Origin of the sequence: Yinghuangia sp. YIM S09857, from assembly GCF_051388915.1 — a bacterium.
Classification (GTDB): domain Bacteria; phylum Actinomycetota; class Actinomycetes; order Streptomycetales; family Streptomycetaceae; genus Yinghuangia.
In genome coordinates this window covers 252383-276486 of sequence record NZ_JBPKBH010000005.1, presented here as the reverse complement: position 1 = coordinate 276486, position 24104 = coordinate 252383, and the positions used below count along the sequence as shown (strand labels likewise).

The 24104-nt window shown below is 72.8% G+C and carries 22 protein-coding genes; all 22 read left to right on the top strand.

What is annotated here, in order from left to right:
* The first annotated feature begins 68 nt into the window (after positions 1–68).
* The 22 genes from ACRX5S_RS12725 (at position 69) to ACRX5S_RS12620 (ending at position 24082) form a co-directional block, all read left to right on the top strand.
* Positions 69–2414 carry a [protein-PII] uridylyltransferase gene (locus tag ACRX5S_RS12725; RefSeq protein ID WP_436772992.1) on the top strand — a complete coding sequence of 782 codons (2346 nt, stop codon included), beginning with the start codon at positions 69–71 and terminating at the stop codon, positions 2412–2414.
* 296 nt (positions 2415–2710) lie between these two features.
* Complete coding sequence (gene ffh, locus ACRX5S_RS12720; protein ID WP_436772991.1) at positions 2711–4258, top strand: signal recognition particle protein; 1548 nt, start codon at positions 2711–2713, stop codon at positions 4256–4258.
* 55 nt (positions 4259–4313) lie between these two features.
* Entirely contained in the window at positions 4314–4862 is a 549-nt protein-coding gene (locus ACRX5S_RS12715; RefSeq protein ID WP_436772990.1) for a GNAT family N-acetyltransferase, read from the top strand.
* 132 nt (positions 4863–4994) lie between these two features.
* Positions 4995–6407 carry a proline--tRNA ligase gene (gene proS / locus ACRX5S_RS12710; RefSeq protein ID WP_436772989.1) on the top strand — a complete coding sequence of 471 codons (1413 nt, stop codon included), beginning with the start codon at positions 4995–4997 and terminating at the stop codon, positions 6405–6407.
* Between the two features lie 340 nt (positions 6408–6747).
* On the top strand, positions 6748–7212 hold the full coding sequence (gene rpsP, locus ACRX5S_RS12705; protein ID WP_436772988.1) for a 30S ribosomal protein S16: 465 nt from the start codon (positions 6748–6750) through the stop codon (positions 7210–7212).
* 2 nt (positions 7213–7214) lie between these two features.
* Positions 7215–7454 (top strand): RNA-binding protein, encoded by a 240-nt coding sequence (locus tag ACRX5S_RS12700; protein WP_235052715.1) that lies wholly within the window; start codon positions 7215–7217, stop codon positions 7452–7454.
* A gap of 188 nt (positions 7455–7642) precedes the next feature.
* Complete coding sequence (gene rimM, locus ACRX5S_RS12695) at positions 7643–8230, top strand: ribosome maturation factor RimM (protein WP_436772987.1); 588 nt, start codon at positions 7643–7645, stop codon at positions 8228–8230.
* A complete protein-coding gene (gene trmD, locus ACRX5S_RS12690) occupies positions 8227–9036 on the top strand; it encodes a tRNA (guanosine(37)-N1)-methyltransferase TrmD (RefSeq protein ID WP_436772986.1) in 810 nt (269 codons plus the stop codon). The genes rimM and trmD overlap by 4 nt, the downstream gene beginning before the upstream one ends.
* Before the next feature lie 167 nt (positions 9037–9203).
* Complete coding sequence (gene rplS, locus ACRX5S_RS12685; RefSeq protein WP_436772985.1) at positions 9204–9572, top strand: 50S ribosomal protein L19; 369 nt, start codon at positions 9204–9206, stop codon at positions 9570–9572.
* 1695 nt (positions 9573–11267) lie between these two features.
* On the top strand, positions 11268–11948 hold the full coding sequence (lepB, locus tag ACRX5S_RS12680; RefSeq protein WP_436772984.1) for a signal peptidase I: 681 nt from the start codon (positions 11268–11270) through the stop codon (positions 11946–11948).
* Positions 11949–12297: 349 nt separating this feature from the next.
* Positions 12298–13101 carry a signal peptidase I gene (lepB, locus tag ACRX5S_RS12675; RefSeq protein WP_436772983.1) on the top strand — a complete coding sequence of 268 codons (804 nt, stop codon included), beginning with the start codon at positions 12298–12300 and terminating at the stop codon, positions 13099–13101.
* 87 nt (positions 13102–13188) lie between these two features.
* Positions 13189–14337: a signal peptidase I gene (gene lepB, locus ACRX5S_RS12670; RefSeq protein WP_436772982.1), complete on the top strand. Its 1149-nt coding sequence runs from the start codon at positions 13189–13191 to the stop codon at positions 14335–14337.
* A gap of 117 nt (positions 14338–14454) precedes the next feature.
* On the top strand, positions 14455–15042 hold the full coding sequence (locus ACRX5S_RS12665) for an NUDIX hydrolase (RefSeq protein ID WP_436772981.1): 588 nt from the start codon (positions 14455–14457) through the stop codon (positions 15040–15042).
* Between the two features lie 76 nt (positions 15043–15118).
* Positions 15119–15445 carry a DUF2469 domain-containing protein gene (locus ACRX5S_RS12660; RefSeq protein ID WP_345673291.1) on the top strand — a complete coding sequence of 109 codons (327 nt, stop codon included), beginning with the start codon at positions 15119–15121 and terminating at the stop codon, positions 15443–15445.
* Positions 15446–15710: 265 nt separating this feature from the next.
* Positions 15711–16121, top strand: coding sequence for a YraN family protein (locus ACRX5S_RS12655; protein ID WP_436772980.1), 411 nt, complete (start codon positions 15711–15713; stop codon positions 16119–16121).
* A 1-nt stretch (position 16122) separates the two neighbouring features.
* Positions 16123–17847: a YifB family Mg chelatase-like AAA ATPase gene (locus ACRX5S_RS12650; RefSeq protein WP_436772979.1), complete on the top strand. Its 1725-nt coding sequence runs from the start codon at positions 16123–16125 to the stop codon at positions 17845–17847.
* Positions 17847–19004, top strand: coding sequence for a DNA-processing protein DprA (gene dprA, locus ACRX5S_RS12645; RefSeq protein ID WP_436772978.1), 1158 nt, complete (start codon positions 17847–17849; stop codon positions 19002–19004). The genes ACRX5S_RS12650 and dprA overlap by 1 nt, the downstream gene beginning before the upstream one ends.
* A 349-nt stretch (positions 19005–19353) precedes the next feature.
* Complete coding sequence (locus tag ACRX5S_RS12640) at positions 19354–20340, top strand: tyrosine recombinase XerC (protein WP_436772977.1); 987 nt, start codon at positions 19354–19356, stop codon at positions 20338–20340.
* On the top strand, positions 20315–21160 hold the full coding sequence (gene whiG, locus ACRX5S_RS12635; RefSeq protein ID WP_436772976.1) for an RNA polymerase sigma factor WhiG: 846 nt from the start codon (positions 20315–20317) through the stop codon (positions 21158–21160). The genes ACRX5S_RS12640 and whiG overlap by 26 nt, the downstream gene beginning before the upstream one ends.
* 355 nt (positions 21161–21515) lie before the next feature.
* The gene (locus ACRX5S_RS12630) at positions 21516–22088 is read left to right on the top strand and encodes a YdcF family protein (protein ID WP_436772975.1); all 573 of its coding nucleotides are present in this window, start codon (positions 21516–21518) and stop codon (positions 22086–22088) included.
* A 117-nt stretch (positions 22089–22205) separates the two neighbouring features.
* Positions 22206–23477 (top strand): deoxyguanosinetriphosphate triphosphohydrolase, encoded by a 1272-nt coding sequence (locus tag ACRX5S_RS12625; RefSeq protein ID WP_436772974.1) that lies wholly within the window; start codon positions 22206–22208, stop codon positions 23475–23477.
* Between the two features lie 167 nt (positions 23478–23644).
* Positions 23645–24082, top strand: coding sequence for a GNAT family N-acetyltransferase (locus ACRX5S_RS12620; protein ID WP_436772973.1), 438 nt, complete (start codon positions 23645–23647; stop codon positions 24080–24082).
* Positions 24083–24104 lie beyond the last annotated feature (22 nt).

Below are 24104 nucleotides of genomic sequence, written 5' to 3'. Positions count from 1 at the left end.
ACCCGAGACGATCGCCGATCATGACTTACGGTGATCACGGCCGTCACCGACAAGGAGGGCCGCCCGTCGTGGAACCCCGCCCGTCGACCGCCCGCTACACCCGCGACCGCGAAGCGCTGCTCGGCGCCGACGACCAGACAGGCCCGACCAGACGGCGCGCCCTGGCCGCCCTCGCCGACCGCTGGCTCGCCGAACTGCTGGACGAGGCCGGAGGAGCCCGGCCGGGCGTGGCACTCGTCGCGGTCGGCGGCTACGGCCGGCGCGAACTGTCGCCCGGCAGCGACCTGGACGTGGTGCTGCTGCACGACGGCCGCGGCGACATCGCCGCCCTCGCCGACTCCGTCTGGTACCCCGTGTGGGATTCCGGCCTGTCCCTCGACCACTCCGTGCGCACCCCCGACGAGGCGCGCCGCGCGGCCGAGGACGACCTGCGCGTCCACCTCGGCCTCCTGGACGCCCGGCACGTCGCGGGCGACGCCGACCTGACCGGACAGGTCCGCACCGCGGCCCTCACGGCCTGGCGCACCAACGCCCCCAAGCGGCTTCCGGAGCTCCTGGAGTCGTGCGACGAGCGCGCCGCGAAGTTCGGCGAGCTGGCGTTCCTCCTCGAACCGGACCTCAAGGAGGCACGCGGCGGGCTGCGCGACGCCGCCGCGCTGCGCGCCGTGGCCGCCTCGTGGGTCGCGGACGCCCCGCACGAGGAGGTGGACGGCGCCCGCGCGACGCTGCTCGACGTACGCGACGCGCTGCACCTGGCCACCGGCCGGGCCGGGGACCGCCTGCTGCTCCAGGAGCAGGACGCCGTCGCCCGCGGCCTGGGCCTGCTGGACGCCGACACCCTGCTGCGGCGCGTCTCCGAGTCGGCCCGCGCCATGTCGTACGCCTTCGACATCACCTGGCGCGAGGTCAACCGCGTGCTGGCGGCGCGCGTCGGACCCGTGCGCCGGGTCCTGCGCGGGCGCGCGCCCGGACCCGAGCGCCGCCCGCTCGCCGAGGGCGTCGTGGAGCACGGCGGCGAGGCGGTCCTCGCGCACGGCGCGAACCCGGCGCGCGATTCCGGGTTGCTGCTGCGGGCTGCCGCGGCCGCCGCGCAGGCCGGGCTGCCGCTGTCCCGGCACGCCGTGGAGCGGCTGTCGGTGGAGAGCCCGCCGCTGCCCGACCCGTGGCCGCCCGCGGTCCGCGAGTCCTTCGTCGCGCTGCTCGGCGCCGGCCGCAGCGCCCTCCCGGTGTGGGAGGCCATGGAGTCCAAACACCTGGTGACCCGGCTGCTGCCGGACTGGGAGCGGGTGCGCTGCCGGCCGCAGCGCAACGCCGTGCACCGCTTCACCGTCGACCGCCACCTGGTCGAGACGGCCATCCAGGCCGCCGCGCACACCCGCCGAGTCGCACGCCCCGACCTGCTGCTGGTGGCCGCGCTGCTGCACGACGTCGGCAAGGGCTGGCCGGGCGACCACAGCGTCAGCGGCGAGGTCATCGCGCGCGAGGCGGCCGCCCGCATGGGCTTCCCCAAGGACGACGTCGACGTCATCGCCACCCTGGTCCGGCACCACCTGCTGCTGGTCGACACCGCCACCCGCCGCGACCTGGACGACCCCGTCACCGTGTCGGCGTTCGCCGAGGCGATCGGCGGCGTGGAGACGCTGGAGCTGCTGCACGCCCTCACCGAGGCCGACGCCGCGGCCACCGGACCGGCCGCGTGGAGCGACTGGCGCGACGCGCTGTGCCGCGACCTGGTCGCGCGGGCCCGGGCGGTGCTGGCGGGCCGTCCGGCCGCCGTCGGGCAGCCCATCGACACCGCGCGGGTACGCCTGGCCGAGCAGTTCGAGCGGGCCGGCGCGGGCGGCTTCGCGGTCACCCTGCAACCGCTGTCGTACGGCGCCGAGGTCACCGTCGCGGCCCCCGACCGGGTCGGGCTGCTCGCACTCGCCGCCGGGGTGCTGGCCCTGCACCGGCTCACCGTGCGCTCGGCGGTCGCCGACGTCGTGGACGGCACGGGCATCACGGTGTGGACCGTCGAGACCGAGTTCGGCGGCCTCCCCGACCCCGCCGCGGTGCGCGAGGACGTGCGGCGCGCGCTGGACGGCGGGCTCGACGTGGCGGGCAAGCTGGCGCGGCGGGAGGCGGCGTACGCCCCCCGGCGCGGGGCCGTCCCCGCGCCCCCGCGCGTGGAGGTCGTGCACGGCGCGTCCGAGACGGCCACCGTCCTGGAGGTGCGCGCCCACGACGGCCCGGGCCTGCTGCACCGGATCGGCAAGGCGCTCGCCGACGCCCGGGTGAGCGTGCGGCAGGCGCGCGTGAGCACGCACGGCGCGGACGCGGTCGACGCGTTCTACGTCGTGGACGGCGACGGGGAGCCGCTGGCCGCCGACGCCGCCCGGCAGTTGGCCAGGACACTGGAGAAGGCCCTCGCCTGAGGCAGGGGCGCCGCCGGGCCGCCCCCTGGGCACGGGCCGGCCCCCTGGGCATGAGCTGGGCCGACCCTTGGGCGGCCAAGACCCGACCCGGGGCGTGCGCCGGGCCGGCCCCTGGGCACGGGCCGGGCCGACCCTTGGGCACGGGCCGGGCCGACCCTTGGGCGGCCAAGACCCGCCCCCGGGACCGGGAGCCGGGCCGCAAGTCGGCCGGACCGCTCGGGACGTTTGCGAGCGCTCCCCGGGTAGGCTGGAGCGGACCGCAACCCCAACTCCCGCGACGAAGGACCTCTGCCGACGTGTTCGACACTCTTTCCGACCGCCTCGCAGCGACCTTCAAGAACCTCCGTGGCAAGGGTCGCCTTTCCGAGGCCGACATCGACGCCACCGCCCGCGAGATCCGGGTCGCGCTGCTCGAAGCCGACGTGGCGCTGCCCGTCGTCCGCGAGTTCGTGGCGCACGTCAAGGAGCGGGCGCGCGGCACGGAGGTGTCGCAGGCGCTCAACCCCGCCCAGCAGATCATCAAGATCGTCAACGAGGAGCTGGTCCGCGTCCTCGGCGGCGAGACGCGGCGGCTGCGCTTCGCCAAGACCGCGCCGACCGTGATCATGCTCGCGGGCCTCCAGGGCGCGGGCAAGACCACCCTCGCCGGCAAGCTCGGCAAGTGGCTCAAGACGCAGAAGCACTCGCCGCTGCTGGTGGCCTGCGACCTCCAGCGCCCCAACGCGGTCAACCAGCTCAGCGTGGTCGCCGAGCGGGCGGGCGTCGCGGTCTACGCGCCCGAGCCCGGCAACGGCGTCGGCGACCCGGTCAAGGTCGCCCGCGACTCGATCGAGTACGCCCGCGAGAAGCAGTACGACGTGGTCGTGGTCGACACCGCCGGCCGCCTCGGCATCGACGCCGAGATGATGCAGCAGGCCGCGGACATCCGCGACGCGGTGAGCCCCGACGAGATCCTGTTCGTGGTCGACGCGATGATCGGCCAGGACGCGGTGACCACCGCGCAGGCGTTCCTCGACGGCGTCGGATTCGACGGCGTGGTGCTCTCCAAGCTCGACGGCGACGCGCGCGGCGGTGCCGCGCTGTCCGTGGCGCAGGTCACCGGCCGCCAGATCATGTTCGCCTCCAACGGCGAGAAGCTCGACGACTTCGACGCGTTCCACCCGGACCGCATGGCGTCGCGCATCCTCGGCATGGGCGACATGCTCAGCCTCATCGAGATGGCCGAGCAGAAGTACGACGCCGACCTCGCGCTCAAGGCCGCCGAGAAGATCCAGAAGGGCGGCAAGGACTTCACCCTCGACGACTTCCTCCAGCAGATGGAGCAGGTCAAGAAGATGGGGTCCATCTCCAAGCTGCTCGGCATGCTGCCCGGCATGGGGCAGATGAAGGAGCAGATCGACAGCATCGACGACCGCGACCTGGACCGGGTCGCGGCCATCATCAAGTCGATGACTCCCGGTGAGCGCGACGACCCGAAGATCATCAACGGGTCCCGCCGCGCCCGTATCGCCAAGGGCTCCGGTTGCACGGTCACCGAGGTCAACAACCTCATCGAGCGGTTCTTCGAGGCCCGCAAGATGATGACCTCGATGGCGCGCGGCGGCGGCTTCCCGGGGATGCCCGGGATGCCGGGCGCCGGCGGCGGCAAGAAGAAGGGCAAGGCCCCCAAGCAGGCCAAGGGCAAGCGCCAGTCGGGCAACCCGATGAAGCGCAAGCAGGAGGAGCTGGCCGCGGCGCAGCGCCGCGAGGAGCGGGCCGCGAACGCCTTCCAGATGCCGGGCGACGGGGCCGCGGACCCGACGGACTTCGAGCTCCCGAAGGGATTCGAGGACTACCTGAAGTAGTCCGGGAGACGGACATGGCACTTCCCGTACTTCCCGTGCCGGGCGGGGGCCCCTCGTGACGGCGGCGTACACGCGTCCCGGGTACCGGGTCGGGATCCGGCCGGTTCGGGAGCAGGACGCGGCCGCGTACCGGGCCGCGGTGCTGCGTTCGCTGGAGCACATCACCGCGTGGAACCCGGCGCGGCCCGACGGGTTCCCGGAGATCCTGGCCGCACAGGGCGCGACGATGCGCACGTTCTTCGTCGTCGACCTCGCCGACGGCGGCATCGCGGGCAAGATCAACATCGCCAACATCGTGCGCGGCGGCTTCCGCAACGCGACGATCGGCTACGACGCGTACCTGCCGTACGCGGGGACCGGCCGCATGAGCGAGGGCCTGGCCCTGGTCGTGGACCGCGGCTTCGCCCCCGCGTCGCGCGGCGGACTGGAGCTGCACCGGCTGGAGGTCAACGTGCAGCCGGGCAACGAGCGTTCGATCGCGCTGGCCAAGCGGCTCGGTTTCCGGCACGAGGGCTTCTCGCCGCGCATGATCCACATCAACGGAGCGTGGCGCGACCACGAGCGGTTCGCGATGACCGCGGAGGAGTGGCCGGGACTCGGCTGACGGCCTCGCGGACGGGAGGCGTGGTGGGGCGCCTCGCGGACGCGTCGCGCGGCGGGGCGGTGCGGGGGTCGGGCGGGGGCGGCGCGGGAACGGGTTCGGACCGCGGCCGGGATGCCCGTACCATGTGGCCTCATGGCAAAGGCTCCCATCCTCACCCCCCAGGCGGACGACTTTCCGCGCTGGTACCAGGACCTGATCGGCAAGGCCGAACTGGCGGACAACGGGCCGGTGCGCGGCACCATGGTCATCCGACCGTACGGCTACTCGCTGTGGGAGCGGATGCAGGCCGAGGTCGACGCGCGCATCAAGGACGCCGGGGCGCAGAACGCGTACTTCCCGATGTTCATCCCGGAGAACTACCTCACGCGCGAGGCCGAGCACGTCGAGGGCTTCAGCCCCGAGCTCGCGGTCGTCACGCACGGCGGCGGCAAGCAACTGGAGGAGCCGGTCGTGGTGCGGCCGACCTCCGAGACGATCATCAACGAGTACTTCTCCAAGTGGGTGCAGTCGTACCGCGACCTGCCGCTGCTCATCAACCAGTGGGCGAACGTGGTGCGTTGGGAGCTGCGGCCGCGCATCTTCCTGCGCACGACCGAGTTCCTGTGGCAGGAGGGGCACACGGCGCACGCGACGTACGAGGACGCGCGCGCGTACGCCTCACGCATCCACCACGAGGTCTACGACGACTTCATGCGCAACGTGCTGGCCATCGACGTCGTGCTCGGCCGCAAGACCGCGCGCGAACGCTTCGCGGGCGCCATCAACACGTTGACCCTCGAAGGCATGATGGGCGACGGCAAGGCCCTCCAGATGGGCACGTCGCACGAACTCGGCCAGAACTTCGCCAAGGCCTTCAACACGCAGTACCTGGCCGACACCGGCGAGCGCGAGTACGTCTGGCAGACCTCGTGGGGCAGCAGCACGCGCATGGTCGGCGGACTCATCATGAGCCACGGTGACGACAACGGCCTGCGCATCCCGCCGCGCCTCGCGCCCGTCCAGGTCGTCGTCATGGCGATCAAGGGCGACGACGCGGTGGTCGAGGCGGTGCGCGCGCTCGGCGACCGCCTGAAGGCAGCGGGCGTGCGGGTCGTCGTGGACGACAGGACCGACACCCCCTTCGGCCGCCGCGCGGTCGACTGGGAGCTCAAGGGCGTGCCGATCCGCCTGGAGATCGGGCCGCGCGACCTGGAGGGCGGCACCGCGATGCTGGCCCGCCGCATCGCGGGCGGCAAGAGCCCGGTGGCGCTGGACTCCGTCGTGGACACGGTCGCGGCGGTGCTGGACGAGGACCAGGCGCTGCTCCTTGCGCAGTCGGGCGAGCGCCGCGTGGCGCGTACCGTCGACGTCACCTCGATCGGTGAGGCGGTCGAGGCCGCGGCCACCGGCTGGGCGCGGATGCCGTGGGCCGACCTCGGGGCCGAGGGCGAGGCGAAGCTCGCCGAGCAGGGCGTCTCGGTGCGCTGCCTGGTGGCCGACGACGGCGGGATGCCGGACGCCGAGGACCAGGCGGGCAACGTGGCGATCCTGGCCCGCGCGTACTGACGCGGTCGTCCGACACGGATATCTGACGGGGCCGGTCCGACGGGCCGGTCCGACGGGCTGGTCCGCCGTGAGTGTGTCGTTGTCGTGCGGACGCCCCGGCTCGGAGGCAGCGGTGCTGTCCCGGAGCGCGGGGCGTCCGGCGGCGCGGGTTGTCGTGGACGGGGGCGTCCGCGCGGTTTGGGATCCCGGGTGTGGGTCTGGCAGAATGGCCCGCTGAGTACCCGGAGCATCGTCGGACCCTCTCTCCGCATGACTTCGTGTCCACTGACCGGCCGGTCGCATGTCCCCACGTGACGACGCGGTCGCTCACCCACGTCAAGATGCAGGAGACACCACTCTCGTGGCAGTCAAGATCAAGCTGAAGCGCCTGGGCAAGATCCGCAGCCCGCACTACCGCATCGTCGTCGCCGACGCCCGTACCAAGCGGGACGGTCGCGCGATCGAGGAGATCGGTATCTACCACCCGATGGAGAACCCCTCGCGCATCGAGGTCGACTCCGACCGGGCGCAGTACTGGCTGGGTGTCGGCGCGCAGCCGACCGACGCGGTCGCCGTGCTCCTCAAGCTCACCGGCGACTGGCAGAAGCACAAGGGCCTGCCGGCTCCGGAGAACGCGCTCAAGGTCGCCGCGCCGAAGGCCGACAAGAAGACCCTGTTCGAGGCCGCCGCCAAGGAAGCTGCGGACGAGCCGAAGGACGGCGCCACCACGCCGAAGGCGAAGAAGGAGAAGAAGGCCGAGGCCCCCGCAGCCGACGCCGCTCCCGCCGCCGAGGCCGCCGCCGAGTCGGCGCCGAGCGAGGGCTGACCATGCTCGAGGAGGCCCTCGAGCATTTGGTCAAGGGCATCGTCGAGAACCCGGACGACGTGAAGGTCCGCGCGCGCAACCTGCGCCGCGGCCGCATCCTTGAGGTCCGCGTCCACCCCGACGACCTGGGCAAGGTCATCGGGCGCGGTGGGCGTACGGCTCGGGCGCTGCGTACCGTCGTGACCGCCCTGGGCGGCCGGGGAGTCCGCGTCGACCTCGTCGACGTCGACCAGGTGCGCTGACCCGAGCACCCGGCGCGCGTCACAGCGCAATGGGCGGCCCTCCACATCCGTGCGAATCCGTGCGAACGATGTGGGGGGCCGCTCTGTTTCCCGACCTCTGCCGACTTCTTCGGACTTCCACCTTCCCCGGCGGCGGACCGCACGCCGGGGAAGGTCCATGGCCTTTCCGCGCCCTTGAGGAGAGAACAGTGCAACTGGTGGTCGCCCGCATCGGCCGGGCCCACGGCATCAGGGGGCAGGTCAGCGTCGAGGTGCGCACGGACGAGCCGGAACTGCGGCTCGCGCCGGGCGCGGTGCTGATGACCGACCCGCCGTCGGCCGGGCCGCTGACCATCGCCGCGGGCAAGGTGCACAGCGGACGGCTGCTGCTGACGTTCGAGGGCGTCGCGGACCGGAACGGCGCCGAGGCGCTGCGCAACGTCCTCCTCATCGCGGAGGTCGACCCCGACGAACTCCCGGACGACCCCGAGGAGTTCTATGACCACCAGCTCGTCGGGCTGGACGTCGTGCTGGCCGACGGGACGGAGATCGGCGAGGTGCGCGAGATCGCGCACCTGCCGTCGCAGGACCTGCTCATCGTCGTACGGCCGGACGGCCGCGAGGTGATGGTGCCGTTCGTCGAGGAGATCGTGCCGGAGATCGACCTGGCGGAACAGCGCCTCGTCGTCACGCCGCCGCCGGGGCTGATCGACCCGGACGACGCGGAGGTGGCGTCCTCGCGCGACGACTCCGGTGGGGACGGGGCCGATGCCTTGGAAGGCGAGCCCGGGTCGTGAGGATCGACGTCGTCTCGATCTTCCCGGAGTACCTGGCGCCGCTCGACGTCTCGCTGGTCGGCAAGGCCCGGGCCAGGGGACTGCTGGACGTACGCCTGCACCAGCTCCGCGACCAGGCCCACGACGTTCACCGCACGGTGGACGACACGCCCTACGGCGGCGGTCCGGGCATGGTGATGAAGCCCGAGCCGTGGGCGGCCGCGCTGGAGGCGGTCGCGCCGCCGGACGGCGGGGAGGTGCCGCGCCTGATCGTGCCGACGCCGTCGGGACGGCCGTTCACCCAGGAACTCGCGGTCGAACTCGCCGCCGAACCCTGGCTGGTCTTCGCCCCCGCGCGCTACGAGGGCATCGACCGCAGGGTCATCGAGGACGCGGCGACGCGCATGCGCGTGGACGAGGTCTCCATCGGCGACTACGTCCTCGCCGGGGGCGAGGTCGCGGTGCTGGTGATCGTCGAGGCCGTCGCGCGGCTGCTGCCGGGCGTGCTCGGCAACGCGGAGTCCGTACGCGACGACTCCTTCGCCCCCGGGGCGATGGCGAACCTTCTGGAAGGGCCGGTCTACACGAAGCCGGCGGAGTGGCGGGGGCGCGAGGTGCCGCCCGTACTCCTGTCCGGGAACCACGGGGCGATCGCCCGCTGGCGCCGCGACCAGGCCCTCCGGCGGACTGCGGAAAACCGCCCCGACCTGCTGGAACGCCTTCCGGCGGAGGACGCGGACAAGCACGACCGGGCGGCTCTCGCGGCCGTGGGGTGGACGGAGCGGGACGGCCGGTTTTCTCCGGACGCCACCCCTGTGGCAGACTGAACAGCTGTTGCCGTACGACCTGATCCGGCGCCGCGCTCCAACCGCGGAGGCGCCGGGGTGCCCCTGCCACAGGGGGAGTACCACCGCGAAGGTCGACGGCCCTCTCTTCGTAGAAACCACGACATGCCGTGGGTGACCTGTGGCACCCGCGAGAAAGCGACGCCACCATGGCCAACATCATCGACGGCCTCGACGCGGCCTCCCTGCGCGACGACATCCCGGCCTTCCGCGCCGGCGACACCCTCAAGGTGCACGTGCGCGTCATCGAGGGCAACAAGTCCCGCGTCCAGGTCTTCCAGGGCTTCGTGCTGCGTCGCCAGGGTGCGGGCGTCCGCGAGACCTTCACGGTCCGCAAGGTCAGCTACAACGTCGGCGTCGAGCGCACCTTCCCGGTGCACACGCCGGTGATCGAGAAGATCGAGGTCGTGACGCGCGGCGACGTCCGTCGCGCGAAGCTGTACTACATGCGTGACCTGCGCGGCAAGGCCGCGAAGATCAAGGAGAAGCGCGACGCTTCCGGCCGTACCACGGTCTAGTCCCGAGAAGGCGGGCCGACCTGCCCGTTAGGCTCCTTCGCAATGGACGAAGCAGCGCGCGCGGTCGACACGGGGAAGACCCCGCGACCCGCCACACCGGACCCCGGCCGCGGCTCCACGGTGGAATCCTCCACCGGCGCTCCCCCCAAGGACCGCCCGGAGCCGCGGCCGCCCCACGCCCGGCCCCCGGAATCCGCCCGGCCCCCGGCCTCCGTCGGGGTTGCGGAATCCGCCGGGGCTGCGGCAGCCGAGCCGGATGCAGCAGCCGCCTCGCCCCCGGCCGACCCCGCCCCCGACCGCACGGTGCAATTGCGCGCCCCGCGCCCCGGCGGCCCGGCGGTCGAGTCGGAGGCCACGGACGGTCCGCCGCCGCGCCGCCGCGCCCCAGGCGACGCCCGGCGTCCTAACCCCGCACCGAAATCGCGCCCCGGCAACGGGAGTTCACCCGCGCCGGAGGGGTCCGCCGAGCCGACGGCCTCCGAGACAACTTCTCCGGACGCCGACCCCCCGACGCCCGACCGCACCGTGCAACTGCGCGCCGCGAGACCGGGCCGTTCGGCAGTGGTCGCCGACGACTCCGGCGCGTCGTCCACCGCCGAAGGCGCACCGCTTCGTCGTGCGCCGGGCACTCCGCGGCGGCCGGTCGCTCCGGCGAAGTCGCGTGACGGCGAAGCCGAAGCCGGGGCTGCCGACCGCGGCTCCGACGATGCGGCCGCTTCGGGCGACCGGACCGTGCAACTGCGCGCGCCCCGGCCCGGCGGCTCCGCGTCCGTCGACGGGCAACGCCCACCTGCTGACCCGAAGTCACGCGACGGCGGCGAGGGTTCGGCCGAAGCTGCTCCCCGCCGCCGCGCCCCCGGCGACCCCGAGCGGTCCGCTGCGTCGGAGTCCGGCGGTGACGACGGTTCGCCCGCTCGTGCCGGGTCGGCCGGATCCGCGACCTCCGATGCCAATCCCCCCGAAAGTGACACCCCCGCGCCCGACCGCACGGTGCAACTGCGCGCCGCGCGACCGGGCCGTCCGGCACCCGGTGACGGCTCCTGCGAGTCACCTGACGGCGAAAGCGGATCACCCCGCCGTGCGCCGGGCGAGCCCAAGCCGCCCGCCGACTCGGCGAAGCCGCGGGGGAGCGACGGCAGATCGTCGCCTGCCCCCACCAAGCCCACCAAGCCCACCAAGCCCGCTGACGCCGCCGACCCCGATCCCGACAACGGCGACGCCACCGGCACGGTTGACCGCACGGTGCAGTTGCGCGCCGCCCGTTCAGGCCGTCCGGTAGCCGACGGCCCGGGCGGGTCGCGTGCTGCTGGTGGTGCCCCGCCGCGTGGCGCACCCGGCGACGTCCGGCCGCCCGCTGCCCCGAAGTCGCGCGACGACGGTGAGGGTTCGGCTCCTTCGGCCGGGTCCGCCAAGGCCACGACCCCCGACGCCGACGAGACCGACTCGCCGCCGCCTGGCCGCACCGTGCGGGCCTCGCGTCCCGGTGGTCCGGCGGTTGCGTCTCCGTCCCGTCCCCGTCCGTCGTCCGGTGACGGGGAACGTCCGACGCCTGCGGCGAAGTCGCCTGACGGTGGGGGCGAGGCGTCGGCGGTTGCGCCGAAGGTTGACCTGACCAAGGGCGGGGTCGAGCGGTCGGTCGCGGATGAGGAAGAGGCGGACGACGAGGAACGGCGGCGACGGCGGTTGCCGGCTTGGGTGGAGTTGCCGCTCATGCTGGCGTTCGGGCTGCTGGTTGTCGTTGTGCTGCACTCTTATGTCGCTCAGCCGTTTGTGATCCCCAGCGGTTCCATGGAGCACACGCTTGAGGTCGGCGACCGGGTGCTCGTCAACAAGCTCGCGTACACGTTCGGCGATCGGCCGCAGCGCGGTGATGTGGTGGTGTTCGACGGCACCGGCATCTTCACCGAGCAGGGCAAGGGCCACTCCTCCAACCCGTTCGGCAAGGCGTTCGAGGGCGTCGGGTCGATGTTCGGGTTCGGCGACTCCGACGAGACCGACTTCGTCAAACGTGTCATCGGTGTCGGCGGGGACCACGTCATCTGCTGCGACGCCCACGGGCGCGTGACCGTGAACGGCGTGCCGCTCGACGAGTCCGGATACCTCTATCCCGGTGACGTGCCCTCGGCGATGCCGTTCAACGTGATCGTGCCCAAGGGCGAGTTGTGGGTGATGGGCGACCACCGCTCCAACTCCGCCGATTCGCGCGAGCACATCGCCGCGCCCGGCGGGGGCTTCGTTCCGGAGGACCGCGTCATCGGGCGCGTCGACTGGATCATCTGGCCGTTCGGCCGGATGGGCGGCGTCGACCGGCCGTCGACGTTCTCGCAGCCGGGCATCGGCCGGCAGGAGCCTGCGGTGGTCCCGGGCCGTGGGTAAGCGGGGAAAGCCCCGCGAGTCACGGTTTCCGGGCGGACGCGAGCGGTTGGGGGCCACCGGAGCGGGGGAGGCGGCGGACGCGGGGTCCCGCAACGGCGTCGCGCGCGACGGAGCCCTCGGTGTACCCCGTTCGGGTGGTTCTTCGGGAACGCCCCCCGGCGGTACGCCGTCCGGCCCGACGGCCCCCCGCGTCCCGGATCCCGCGTCCCTCGACGGTGGGACCCCGCCCGATCCGGAGGCCACCGCACAACTGCGCGCGGTGCCACCGGAGTCCCCGGAGCCCTACCGCGGCCGTGCCGCCGCCCGCGGGCGGACGCCGCGCCGGGGTTTCCGCCGCAAGGACCGCCCGGTGTCGCTGCTGCGCGAACTGCCGCTGCTGATCGTCGTGGCGGTGATACTCGCCCTGGTCATCAAGACCTTCTTCGTACAGGCGTTCTTCATCCCTTCGGGTTCGATGCAGACCACGATCGGCATCGGTGACCGGGTGCTCGTCGACAAGTTCACCCCCTGGTTCGGCGCCAAGCCGAAACGCGGCGAAGTGGTCGTGTTCAAGGACCCCGGCGGCTGGTTGAGCCAGAAGCACAAGTCCGAGCCGCCGCCGGGAGTGAAGCAGCTCAAGCAGGCCATGGTCTTCGTGGGGCTGCTGCCCTCGGACGACGAGCAGGACCTGATCAAGCGGGTCATCGGTGTCGGCGGTGACACCGTGGCGTGCTGCGACGCGACGGGACGCGTGACGGTGAACGGCGTGCCGCTGGACGAGCCGTACGTCTATCCCGGCGACGCCCCGTCCAACCTGCCGTTCTCCGTCAAGGTGCCGCCCGGGCGGCTGTGGGTGATGGGCGACCACCGCGGCGACTCCTCGGACTCGCGGGCCCACCAGGACCGTCCCTACCAGGGCACGATCTCCGAGGGCGACGTCATAGGACGCGCGTTCACGGTGGCCTGGCCGGTGAGCAGGTGGCGCGGTCTGCCGGTCCCGAAGACCTTCGAGGGGGCCGGGAAATTTACCAATCCTGGCAACACGGCTGCGGTTCTCCCGACCCTTCCGGTCGTTATGGGGGTGGCGGGTGCCGTTCCGGTGGTGCTGGTCCGTCGGCGTGTACGCTCGCGCCCGCGGGACCGGGACTTCCAGGCGCGCCTCCCCGGCACGTGATGCGTGCCGAATCGAGAAGCATGACGATGGACGGATGGCAGCGCGCCGGCACGCCGGACGACGCCGTCACAGGTACGAGGAGGCGCCGTGGGGGAAGTCGTGGTCGGAGCACGGTCCGCAGGTGGGGACGACGAGTCGGGTCGGCGGCCCGAGGAGCCGCGTCCGCACGATCCGCAGGGGGGTGACGGGGCGCGCGGCGTTCCGGCGGACGGTGCTCCGGTGCCTGATTCCGACTCCGCGGGGCCGTCCGTACCGCATCCCGGGACCGCGCCGGACCAGGGTGCCGAGGGGCGGCCGTCCGGTGCGGAGGGGGCCGTACCGCCGGGGACGCCGGGCTCTCCCGACTCTGACGCGGGTGCGGGAGGCGCCACCGCCGCGCGCGAGGGCGACGTGCAGGGCGAGGCGTCCGGGCGCAAGAAGGGCAAGAAGCCCAAGAAGCCCGCGAAGAAGGGCTCCTTCTGGCGTGAACTGCCTTTGCTGCTGGGCATCGCGCTGGTCCTCGCGCTGATCATCAAGACTTTCCTCGTCCAGGCGTTCTCGATTCCGTCGGAGTCGATGGAGGACACCATCAAGGTCGGCGACCGCGTGCTCGTCGACAAGCTGACGCCGTGGTTCGGATCCGAGCCGGAGCGCGGCGAGGTCGTGGTGTTCAAGGACCCGGGCGGCTGGCTTGAGGGTGAGCCCGAGCAGTCGAGCAACGGGTTCGTGCGCGGGCTGCAAAAGGGGCTGTCGTTCGTCGGCCTGATGCCGTCGACGAACGAGAAGGACCTGATCAAGCGCGTCATCGGGGTGGGCGGCGACACGGTGGAGTGCTGTGACGCGCAGAACCGCATCCTGGTCAACGGCGTGCCGCTGAACGAGACCTACCTGAAGCCGGGTGTGCTGCCGTCGGACAAGCCGTTCAAGGTGACGGTGCCCAAGGGCCGCATCTGGGTGATGGGCGACAACCGCAGCAACTCGCGCGACTCGCGTGCGCACTACGAGCTGAGCGGCGGCGACCCGGTGGCGGCGACGGTCGACAAGGACCAGGTCATCGGGCGGGCGTTCACGGTGATCTGGCCGCTGGGGCGCATGCACTGGCTGGGCGTCCCCGACACCTTCGACCAGAAGGGCCTGGCGTCGTCGGCGGCGCCGATGGCGCTGGGCGCGGCGGGAGCCGTACCGCTGCTGCTGTGGCGTCGGCGCTGGATCGAGGCGCGGCGGTCGGACGCGGGAGCGGGTGCGCCGCCGGCCTGACAGGCGTCGCCCTTTGTGCGTTCCGGTCCGCTTGCGGACCGTGGTCGGGAGAGGCCGGAATTCGTACGCCAGTGCGAATCCGGCCTCTTGTCCGTCCGGTGGGGGCACAATCGGCAGATGACTGCGAACGCCGCCGTCCCGCAGCCGGCGGGACACCTGAACCCGTGGCCGGAGGCATTGCCGCATCCGGTCCCCGACTACCCGCCGGATCTGCGGGTCGACCTGGTCCGGAAGGCCGTGCGGGTGGTCCTGCTGGACGCCTCGGACCGCATCCTGCTGTTCCACAACCAGGTGTCGGCCAGTTCTCCGGACGAATGGTGGGACCTGCCGGGCGGCGGCCTCGACCCGGGGGAGACGTACGTCGACGCGGCGGTGCGGGAGATCGCGGAGGAGACCGGCCTGCGCCTGGACCCGGAGGGGATAGGGGCGCCGTTGTGGCGGCGGAGCTCGACGTGGACGCGTGGGACGTACCGTCGGGTGCAGCATGAGTATGTCGTGGCCGCCAGGGTGGACGCCGAGGCGCCCGAGATCGACGCGCACGGGTGGACCGAGGAGGAGGTCGACGAGTACGTGGGCGCGCGGTGGTGGACCCTGGAGGAGATCGTCACCAGTCCGATGCACTTCTACCCCGGACGGCTCCCTGCGCTGCTGCCCGGGTTTTTGGCCGGAGAACTGGTGGACGAGCCGTTCGAGTGGTGGAACTGAGCGGTACCGCGCGAGTGTGGACCGGACCCCGGTACACAATGGGAACGACAGCGAAGCGCAGGAGCGAGGGGCGCGCATGAGTGCGGAGGATCTCGAAAAGTACGAGACCGAGATGGAGCTTCAGCTCTACCGCGAGTACCGCGATGTCGTCGGCCTCTTCAAGTACGTCATCGAGACGGAGCGGCGCTTCTATCTCACGAACCAATACGAGCTGCATGTGCGCTCGGCCGACGGCGAGGTGTTCTTCGAACTCGCCATGGCGGACGCGTGGGTCTGGGACATGTATCGGCCCGCCCGTTTTGTGAAGAACGTCAGGGTGTTGACCTTCAAGGACGTGAATGTCGAGGAGCTGACGAAGAGCGACCTGGAGATGCCTTCGGGTAACGAGGGATTCGGGACGTAGCGGTCGCGGGGTTGTGCGGGCCCGTGGCGGCATTCGGGATGTAGCGGTCGTGGGGTGTGCGGATCCGTGGCCGTGAGTGCGGTGAGTGCCGTGAGTGCGGTGAGCGCGGTGAGTGCCGTGGGTTGTCGCGGTTGCTTCGACGGTGGACCACAAGCGGCCGAAAGGGGGACTCCCCGTCCACAGGGCGGGGTTTTCCACAGGCCGGTGATCTTGAAAAGGCGCCTCCGCCCCCGGACCCGGCAGGGTCGGGGGCGGAGGTGGTCGCATGACCGGCAACGCGAAAATCCCGGGTCCCGGGCCTTCGGGGAGGGCTCCCCGCAACACCGCCGTGGGCGGGTACGGCGAGCGGGTGGCCGAGCGCCGCCTGGTCGAGGCGGGCTTGGTCGTGCTCGACCGCAATTGGCGCTGCGCGGCGGGTGAGCTCGACCTGGTCGCGCTCGACGGCCCGGTGCTGGCGGTCTGCGAGGTCAAGACCCGCAGCTCGGCCTCGTTCGAGCATCCGTGTGCCGCGGTCGGCCCCGACAAGGCCGCGCGGCTCAGAATCCTGGCGGAGCACTGGATCGCCGCGCACCCGCACCTCGTGCGGGCGGACTGCGAGGTGCGGATCGACCTCGTCTCGGTGATCCCGGCCGTCCGCGGCGCGGCCCTGGTCGAGCACGTGAAGGGGGCGTGCTGAGATGGCCTTCGCCCGCACCCGCTCGGTCACCCTGCTCGGCGTCGACGGCGTCCTGGTCGAGGTGCAGGCCGACATCGAGCCGGGTCTCGCCGTCTTCAACCTGGTCGGGCTGCCCGACAAGAGCGTCAGCGAGTCGCGCGACCGGGTGCGTGCCGCGCTGGTCAACAGCGACGAGGAGTGGCCGCCGAGACGCATCACCGTGGGCCTGTCGCCCGCGACCGTGCCCAAGACCGGCAGCGGCTTCGACCTCGCGGTGGCCTGCGCGATCGTCGCCGCCAATGGCAAGCTCGACCCCGACCGGCTGGCCGACCTCGTGATGGTCGGCGAGGTGGGGCTGGACGGCCGGGTCCGGTCGGTCCGCGGCATCCTGCCGTCGGTCATGGCGGCCGCGGCCGCCGACTGCCGCCGGGTCGTGGTCCCGGAGTCGGTGGCGGTCGAGGCGCGCTTGGTGCCGGACGTCTCCGTGCTCGGCGTCCGCTCGCTGCGCCACCTGCTCGCGGTGCTGCGCGGGCAGCCGGTGCCCGACGAGCCGACGCCAGACACGCGTCCCGGCCCCGATCCGGACACGGTCGGGCCGATGCTGGTGAGCGGACCGAGCGTGCTGGGCGCGTTGGCGCCGGACATGTCCGAGGTCGCCGGTCAGGCGAGGGCGCGGCGCGCCCTGGAGGTGTGTGCGGCGGGCGGGCACCACCTGTACCTCCTGGGGCCGCCCGGGGCGGGCAAGACGATGCTGGCCGAGCGCTTGCCCGGTCTGCTGCCGCCGCTGGACACCTCCGCCGCGCTGGAGGTCAGCGCGGTGCACTCGGTCGCCGGGACGCTGCCCCCCGACCGCCCCCTCGTCGAGGAGCCGCCGTTCTGCGCCCCGCACCACTCGGCGACCATGCCGAGCCTCGTCGGCGGCGGCAACGGGCTGCCGCGCCCGGGAGCCGTTTCCTTGGCGCATCAGGGCGTCCTATTTTTGGATGAAGCGCCCGAATTCAGCAGCCGGGCGCTGGACGCCTTGCGGCAGCCGTTGGAGAGCGGCACGGTCACCGTGGCGCGCAGTGCCGGGACGCTGCGGTTCCCGGCCCGCTTCCTGCTCGTCCTGGCGGCGAATCCGTGCCCGTGCGGGCGCTTCGCGGGCAAGGGCCTGGACTGCACGTGCTCGGCGGCGATGCGGGCGAAATACCTCGCCCGGCTGTCCGGGCCCCTGCTGGACCGGATCGACGTGCGCGTCACGGTCGATCCCGTCTCGCGGGCCGAGCTGCTGGAGCCCGGCGGCACGGGCGAGTCCACCAAGGTCGTCGCGGCCCGGGTGCGGGAGGCCCGGGAGCGCGCGGCGTACCGGTTCGAGGGCACACCGTGGGCCACCAATGCCGAGGTGCCGGGCCGGGAGCTGCGTACTCGCTGGGCGACGGAGCCGGACGCGTTGAGCACCGCCGCTCGTGACCTGGAGCGCGGCATGCTGACCGCGCGCGGCCTCGACCGGGTGCTGCGCGTCGCGTGGACCATCGCCGACCTCCGCGGGCGTGACCGGCCGTCAATGGAGGACGTCGACACCGCCCTGGAGTTCCGCACCGGCGTGCGGCGCGGCGCCGCCTCCGACGTGACGGCCACGGTCGGGCGGTCCGGTCGGGCGCCGCGCATGACCACCGACATGGCCCAGGCGACGCTGGCCCAGCTCGCCACGATGGACGTCGACCGGGAGCTGCACGATCCGGAGTACGAGACCGTGGGGGAGGCGTAGTGGACGGCGAGCGGGTGGCCAGGGCGGCGCTGAGCCGCCTCGCCGAACCGGGCGACACCGCACTCGGCGCGGCCTTGCGGGTCCACGGCCCGCACGAGGTGCTGCGCGCCTTGCAGGCGGACGGACCGCTGCCCACCGAGTTCCGCAGACGCGACCCGGACGGCTACCGGGTCCGGCTCGGCGGCCCGGCGGCGGCGGACGACCTGGCGGCGGTCACGCGCATGGGCGGCAGGTTCGTGGTCCCGGGCGACCGGTACTGGCCGACGCAGTTGGACGATCTGGGCGACGCGCGCCCGGTCGGGCTGTGGGAGCGCGGCCCGGTCCGCCTGAGACATGCCGTGCTGCGCTCGGTCGCGGTGGTGGGTTCGCGGGCCTGCACCGACTACGGGACCTACGTCACCCACGAGATGACGAGCGGGCTCGCCGACGGCAAGTGGACGGTGGTGTCGGGCGGGGCGTACGGCATCGACGGTGCCGCACACCGGGGCAGCCTCGCGTGTGGCGGGCCGACCGTGGCGGTGCTGGCCTGCGGCGTGGATGTGGCGTACCCGCGCGGCCACGAGCGGCTGCTGGCCCGGATCGCCGAGACCGGGACACTGGTGAGCGAACTGCCGCCGGGCTGCACCCCGAGCCGGGTGCGGTTCGTCGAGCGCAACAGGGTGATCGCCGCCCTGGCACGCGGCACCGTCGTGGTGGAGGCGGCGGTACGCAGCGGCGCGCTCGTCACCGCCCGCCGAGCGCGCCTGCTCGGCCGCGTGGTCATAGGCGTGCCGGGCCCGGTCACCGCCCCGCAGTCGGCCGGCGTGCACCAGCTCCTGCGTGAGGAGGAGACCGCCTTGGTGACCAGCGCCGCCGAGGTCATCGAGAACATCGGCGTGATCGGCGACGACCTCGCCCCGTGCGTGGAGGGCCCGCCACAGCTCTGGGACACCCTCGACCCCGAGCCGACACGCGTCCTGGAAGCGGTCCCGCCGCACCGCCCGGCCTCGGAAAGCGCCATCGCCCGCGACGCGGGGGTAGGCCGGACCGCAGTACGCCTCCACCTCCAGGCCCTCAGCGAACGGGGTTTGGTGGCGGCCCGGTTGCCTCCGGACACCGACGACGCGGGGGAGGACGCAGAGGGGGAGGAGACCTGGATCCGCACCATGCCGAAGTGACACGGAGATCCGCGACACCGACGAGCCACACCGAGCCACAGCTCTGACGCCGGCAACGTGTCTCGCCGCACGACCCGCGGGCGGCGGGGACGCTGCGCCGCGATGTCCCCAGCCGTGCGGCGGCCGCGCTGCGCCGCACATGGGCCAGGACAGCCGTGCGGTGGGTTGTTGCCGCCGTGCGGTGGTCGGGTCGACGGTCGTTGCGGTGGACCGCCGGGTTGCCGGCTGTCGGGCGGGGCGTTGCCGTGGCGGTTCCATCGTTCGGGTCGTTCCGGTTCGCTGGTTGGGGCCGCGCCCATTGGCCGTGGCGGTGCTTGACCATGGCTTGCGGACTGATCACCGTAAGGGGATGGCTCCCGGAGATGGTGCGGGCGGTGGCGCGCTGCCTGCTGAACTGGCTGATGCGGCTGAGGGCTTCACCCGGCACCTGCGGGCGGAGCGGGGGTTGTCGGCGCATTCTGTGCGGGCGTACGCGGGGGACATCGCCGCGTTGCTGGAGCACGCGCGGCGGATGGGGGTGACCTCGCCACGCGGCGTCGACCTCGCGGTGCTGCGGAGCTGGCTCGCGCGGTTGGGCAGCAGCGGACGGGCGCGCACGACCATCGCGCGGCGGGCCGCGGCGGCTCGGGCCTTCACCGGGTGGCTCGCGGCGAACGGAGTGGTCGACGTCGACGCGGGCGCGCTCCTCGCGACGCCGAAGGCGCACCGGACGCTGCCGCCGGTGCTGCGGCAGGACCAGGCCCGCGCGCTGCTGGAGGCGACCGGCGCCGCCGCGTCCGACCGTGGGGGCACAGATGACGGCCCTGAGCGCCCGGCGGAGCCCGACACGCCCGTGGACCTCCGGGATCGCGCGGTGCTCGAAGTGCTGTACGCGACAGGCGTCCGGGTCGGCGAGCTGGTCGGCCTCGACATCGACGACCTCGATCTCGAACGCCGGGTCATACGCGTGCTCGGCAAGGGCGGCAAGGAGCGCACGGTGCCGCTCGGCGTACCGGCCGTCAACGCGGTGTGCGCCTGGCTGGAGCGGGGGCGACCGGCGCTCCGGGGGGAGCGCAGCGGCGCCGCGCTGTGGCTCGGCGTACGCGGGCGCAGGCTCGATCAGCGGGCCGTGCGCTCTCTGGTGCACGCCCGTCTCGCGGACGTCCCGGGTGCACCCGACCTCGGTCCGCACGGGTTGCGGCACACCGCCGCGACCCACCTGATCGAAGGAGGCGCGGACCTTCGTAGCGTTCAGGAACTGCTCGGTCACGCTACGCTCGCGACCACGCAGATCTACACGCACGTCTCGGTGGAACGACTCAAGGCCACGTATGCCCAAGCACATCCCAGGGCGTGACGGCAGCACCACGACCGTGTCCGAGCCGGAAACGGCCGGACCGCGCGGTGGTGGTGACCCGAACCGCGCGTTGGACGCCCTCTGGCGTGAGTTCAAGCTGTCCGGGGACCCGCGGCTGAGGGAACGCCTGATCCTGCACTACTCCCCGCTGGTCAAGTACGTCGCGGGCCGGGTCGGCGTCGGCCTGCCCGCGAACGTGGACCAGGCGGACTTCGTCTCGTACGGCATCTTCGGACTCATCGACGCGATCGAGAAGTTCGACCTCGACCGGGCGATCAAGTTCGAGACGTACGCGATCAGCCGCATTCGCGGCGCGATCATCGACGAACTCCGGGCGCTCGACTGGATCCCGCGCTCGGTGCGGCAGAAGGCGCGGAACGTCGAGCAGGCGTACGCCACCCTCGAAGGCCGTCTCACCCGCACGCCCACCGACGCCGAGGTGGCGACGGAGATGGGCATCCCGCTCGACGACCTGCACGCCATCTTCAGCCAGCTCTCGCTGGTCAACGTCATGGCGTTGGACGAACTCCTGCACGCGGGCTCGGAGACCGGCGACCGGCTCAGCCTGGTCGACACGCTGGAGGACACCACCGCGGACAACCCCGTCGAGGTCGCCGAGGCGCGCGAGATGCGGCACCTGCTCGCGCGCGCCGTCAACGCGCTGCCGGAGCGCGAGAAGACGGTGGTCACCTTGTACTACTTCGAGGGGCTGACCCTCGCCGAGATCGGCCACGTGCTCGGTGTGACGGAGAGCCGCACGTGCCAGATCCACACGAAAGCGGTGCTGCAACTGCGCGGCAAGCTCTCGGATATGCGGTGACCGGGCAGGCCGCCGACCTGCGATTCATCACAGCGTGTTGCAAGTTGATCACTCTGAGGGCATAGGCTGTGCCGCGATGCAGCGCACGGATCTCCGCCTCCCGGCCCCCCGTCCCTCCGGCACGTCATCCGACGTCCCGCGCCACAGCGGACCTGGCGACGGGCCCGGCGACAGGTCCGACGACGGGCCCGAAGCCGGTGTCGGGTCGGGCCCCGAGCGCGTGTCCAGTTCGGAGGACGGTGCCGCGGGCCGTCCGCCCGCGCGCGGACGGCGCAAGGCCGCGGGCCCGCGGCCCTCGCGCGGGCGCACGTACATGCGTCGCGCGCGGCGACTCGTCGCGTGGACCCTGTGCGCCGTGCTCGCCGTCATCGTCGGCACCGCGGCCCGTGTGTGGTGGGTCGCCCGGCAGGACGCCCGTCCGACCGTCGACGCGATCCTCGTCCTCGGCGCGAGCCAGTACGACGGCCGCCCGTCCCCGGTGCTGCTGGCGCGTCTCGAACACGCGCTCGCGCTGTACCGGGAGGGCGTCGCGCCGCGCATCGTCACCGTCGGCGGCAACATGCCCGGCGACCGCTTCACCGAGGCGGGCACGGGCCGCCGCTGGCTGGTCGCCCACGAGGTGGCCGAGACAAGCGTGTTCGCGGTCCCCGAGGGACGCGACACGCTCCAGAGCGTGCGCGCGGTCGCCGAGCTGATGCGGACGTACCGCTGGAGCAGCGTCGTCATCGTCACCGACCCCTGGCACGCGTTGCGTTCGCGCTCGATCGCCCGGGCTGAGGGACTGGACGCCTCGACGTCGCCCGCCCGGCAGGGCCCGGCGGTCAGTAGTAGGTCCACGCAGGCGAAGTACGTCGGACGCGAGACGGCGGCGTACCTGCACTGGTGGATCCTCCGCCGCAGCTCCGGCTTCGGCCACGGCGTGGTCTGACCCGGCCCCCAAGCCCGGTCCTGCCCGGTTCGGCTCCGCCCGCGCCGAGCCCCGCTCGACCTGGGTCGTCGGCGTGGTCCGACCGCTCTTGTCCGATCCCCTACTTACTGTTGGACCATGCCCGACCGGATAAGCCGGATAAGAGTGCCCGCACAACCCCAGACCGAGTACGACGACGCCGACCGCGAGCGCTGGATCCCCGAGCCCGGCAAGCGTGTCGGACGTACCGCGTTCGAGCGCGACCGCGCGCGCGTCCTGCACTCCGCCGCGCTGCGCAGGCTCGCCGGGAAGACGCAGGTCGTGGTACCCGGCGAAAGCCCGCCCGACGGCCGCCAGGTCCCCCGCACACGCCTGACGCACTCGCTCGAATGCGGCCAGATCGGCCGCGAACTCGGCAAGGCCGTCGGCTGCGACCCGGACCTCGTCGAGGCCGCCTGCCTCGCGCACGACCTCGGCCACCCGCCGTACGGCCACAACGGCGAAGAGGCGCTCGACCGGGCCGCGGCGCCCTGCGGCGGCTTTGAGGGCAACGCCCAGAGCCTGCGGCTGCTCACGCGCCTGGAGCCCAAGACCTTCGACGCGTCGCGCAGCGTCGGCCTCAACCTCACCCGCGCCGGGCTGGACGCCGTGCTCAAGTACCCGTGGCCGCGCCGCGAGGGAGTGCGCACGTACGGCGTCTACGCGGACGACGTCGAGGTGTTCCACTGGATCCGCCGCGACGCCCCCGAGGGCCGCCGCAGCCTGGAGGCCCAGGTGATGGACTGGTCGGACGATGTCGCCTACAGCGTCCACGACTTCGAGGACGCGGTGTACTCCGGCCGTATCGACCTCGACCGCCTCAACGCTCCAGGCGAACGCGCCGACGTCCTGGCCCTGGCGGCCCGCCGCTACGCTCTCGCCCCCGAGGACGAGTTGGCCGAGGCGCTGGACCGCCTGCTGGCCACCGAGTTCTGGCCCACCGGCTTCGACGCCTCGCGCCGCGCGCAGGCCCGCCTCAAGAACACCACGAGCGAACTGATCGGCCGCCTGTGCCTGGCCGCCGAGACCGAGACGCGCGACTTCTTCGGCCCGATCCCGGGTGTGCGGTACGCGGCAGACCTCCTCGTACCGCGCGAGGCCCGTCTCGAATGCGCCGTCCTCAAGGCACTCACCGCGCACTACGTCATGGCCCGCGCGGACCTCGAACAACTGCGCGCCCGGCAGCGCGCGGTGGTGACGGACCTCGTGGAGATGCTGGCCGCGGGCGCCCCCGACGCGCTCGACCCGGCGCTGCGCCCGGATCACGAGGCAGCGTCCGACGCCGCCGCGCGCCTGCGGGTCATCGTCGACCAGGTCGCGTCGCTGACCGACGACGCGGCCCAGGCGCTGCACCGGGCCCTGAGCGTCTGACCCGCCGCCCCGCATCGCCGTCCACCCACCCTCCGCGCGAGCGAAACAGCCCGCTTCGTCCGTCATGGGAAACTGGACGCCGACGCCGGCACACCCGAGCGCCATCACGTACCAAAGCGGACGACCAGCCGCCGCCGCGAGAAGACGGAACGACGGAGAGAGATCACGTGCGCATAGAACATGTCCCGGTCGAGGAGATCTTCGACCTCCGCTGGTCGGTGCTGCGCGAAGGCCTCCCGCGCGAGACCGCGGTCTACTCCGACGACGCGCTGCCCGACACCTTTCACCTGGCCGCCTACGACCCCGACGGCCGCGTCGCCGGATGTGTCTCGTTCTTCCCGGACGAGCTCGACGGCGCCCCCGCGTACCGCTTCCGCGGCATGGCCAGCGCGCCCGACGTGCGCGGCCAGGGCTACGGGGCCGCCGTCCTGCGGGCCGGCATCGCCGAGGCGGCCGCCCGGGGCGCGGACCTGATCTGGTGCAACGGCCGTACGTCCGCGCAGGACTTCTACGAGCACCTCGGCTTCGCGCCCACCGGAGACCTGTTCCACCCGGCCCCGACCCACACGCCGCACTACGTCTTCACGTACAAGGTCACGCGGTAAGGCCGGTACCTCCACAACCCCG

Excerpts from the sequence above, each read along its gene's own strand:
- proS (WP_436772989.1), top strand. The coding sequence starts at position 4,995 with ATGGCAAAGGCTCCCATCCTCACCCCCCAGGCGGACGACTTTCCGCGC.
- ACRX5S_RS12700 (WP_235052715.1), top strand. The coding sequence starts at position 7,215 with ATGCTCGAGGAGGCCCTCGAGCATTTGGTCAAGGGCATCGTCGAGAAC.
- rplS (WP_436772985.1), top strand. The coding sequence starts at position 9,204 with ATGGCCAACATCATCGACGGCCTCGACGCGGCCTCCCTGCGCGACGAC.
- ACRX5S_RS12665 (WP_436772981.1), top strand. The coding sequence starts at position 14,455 with ATGACTGCGAACGCCGCCGTCCCGCAGCCGGCGGGACACCTGAACCCG.
- ACRX5S_RS12660 (WP_345673291.1), top strand. The coding sequence starts at position 15,119 with ATGAGTGCGGAGGATCTCGAAAAGTACGAGACCGAGATGGAGCTTCAG.
- ACRX5S_RS12655 (WP_436772980.1), top strand. The coding sequence starts at position 15,711 with ATGACCGGCAACGCGAAAATCCCGGGTCCCGGGCCTTCGGGGAGGGCT.
- ACRX5S_RS12650 (WP_436772979.1), top strand. The coding sequence starts at position 16,123 with ATGGCCTTCGCCCGCACCCGCTCGGTCACCCTGCTCGGCGTCGACGGC.
- ACRX5S_RS12640 (WP_436772977.1), top strand. The coding sequence starts at position 19,354 with ATGGCTCCCGGAGATGGTGCGGGCGGTGGCGCGCTGCCTGCTGAACTG.
- whiG (WP_436772976.1), top strand. The coding sequence starts at position 20,315 with ATGCCCAAGCACATCCCAGGGCGTGACGGCAGCACCACGACCGTGTCC.
- ACRX5S_RS12625 (WP_436772974.1), top strand. The coding sequence starts at position 22,206 with ATGCCCGACCGGATAAGCCGGATAAGAGTGCCCGCACAACCCCAGACC.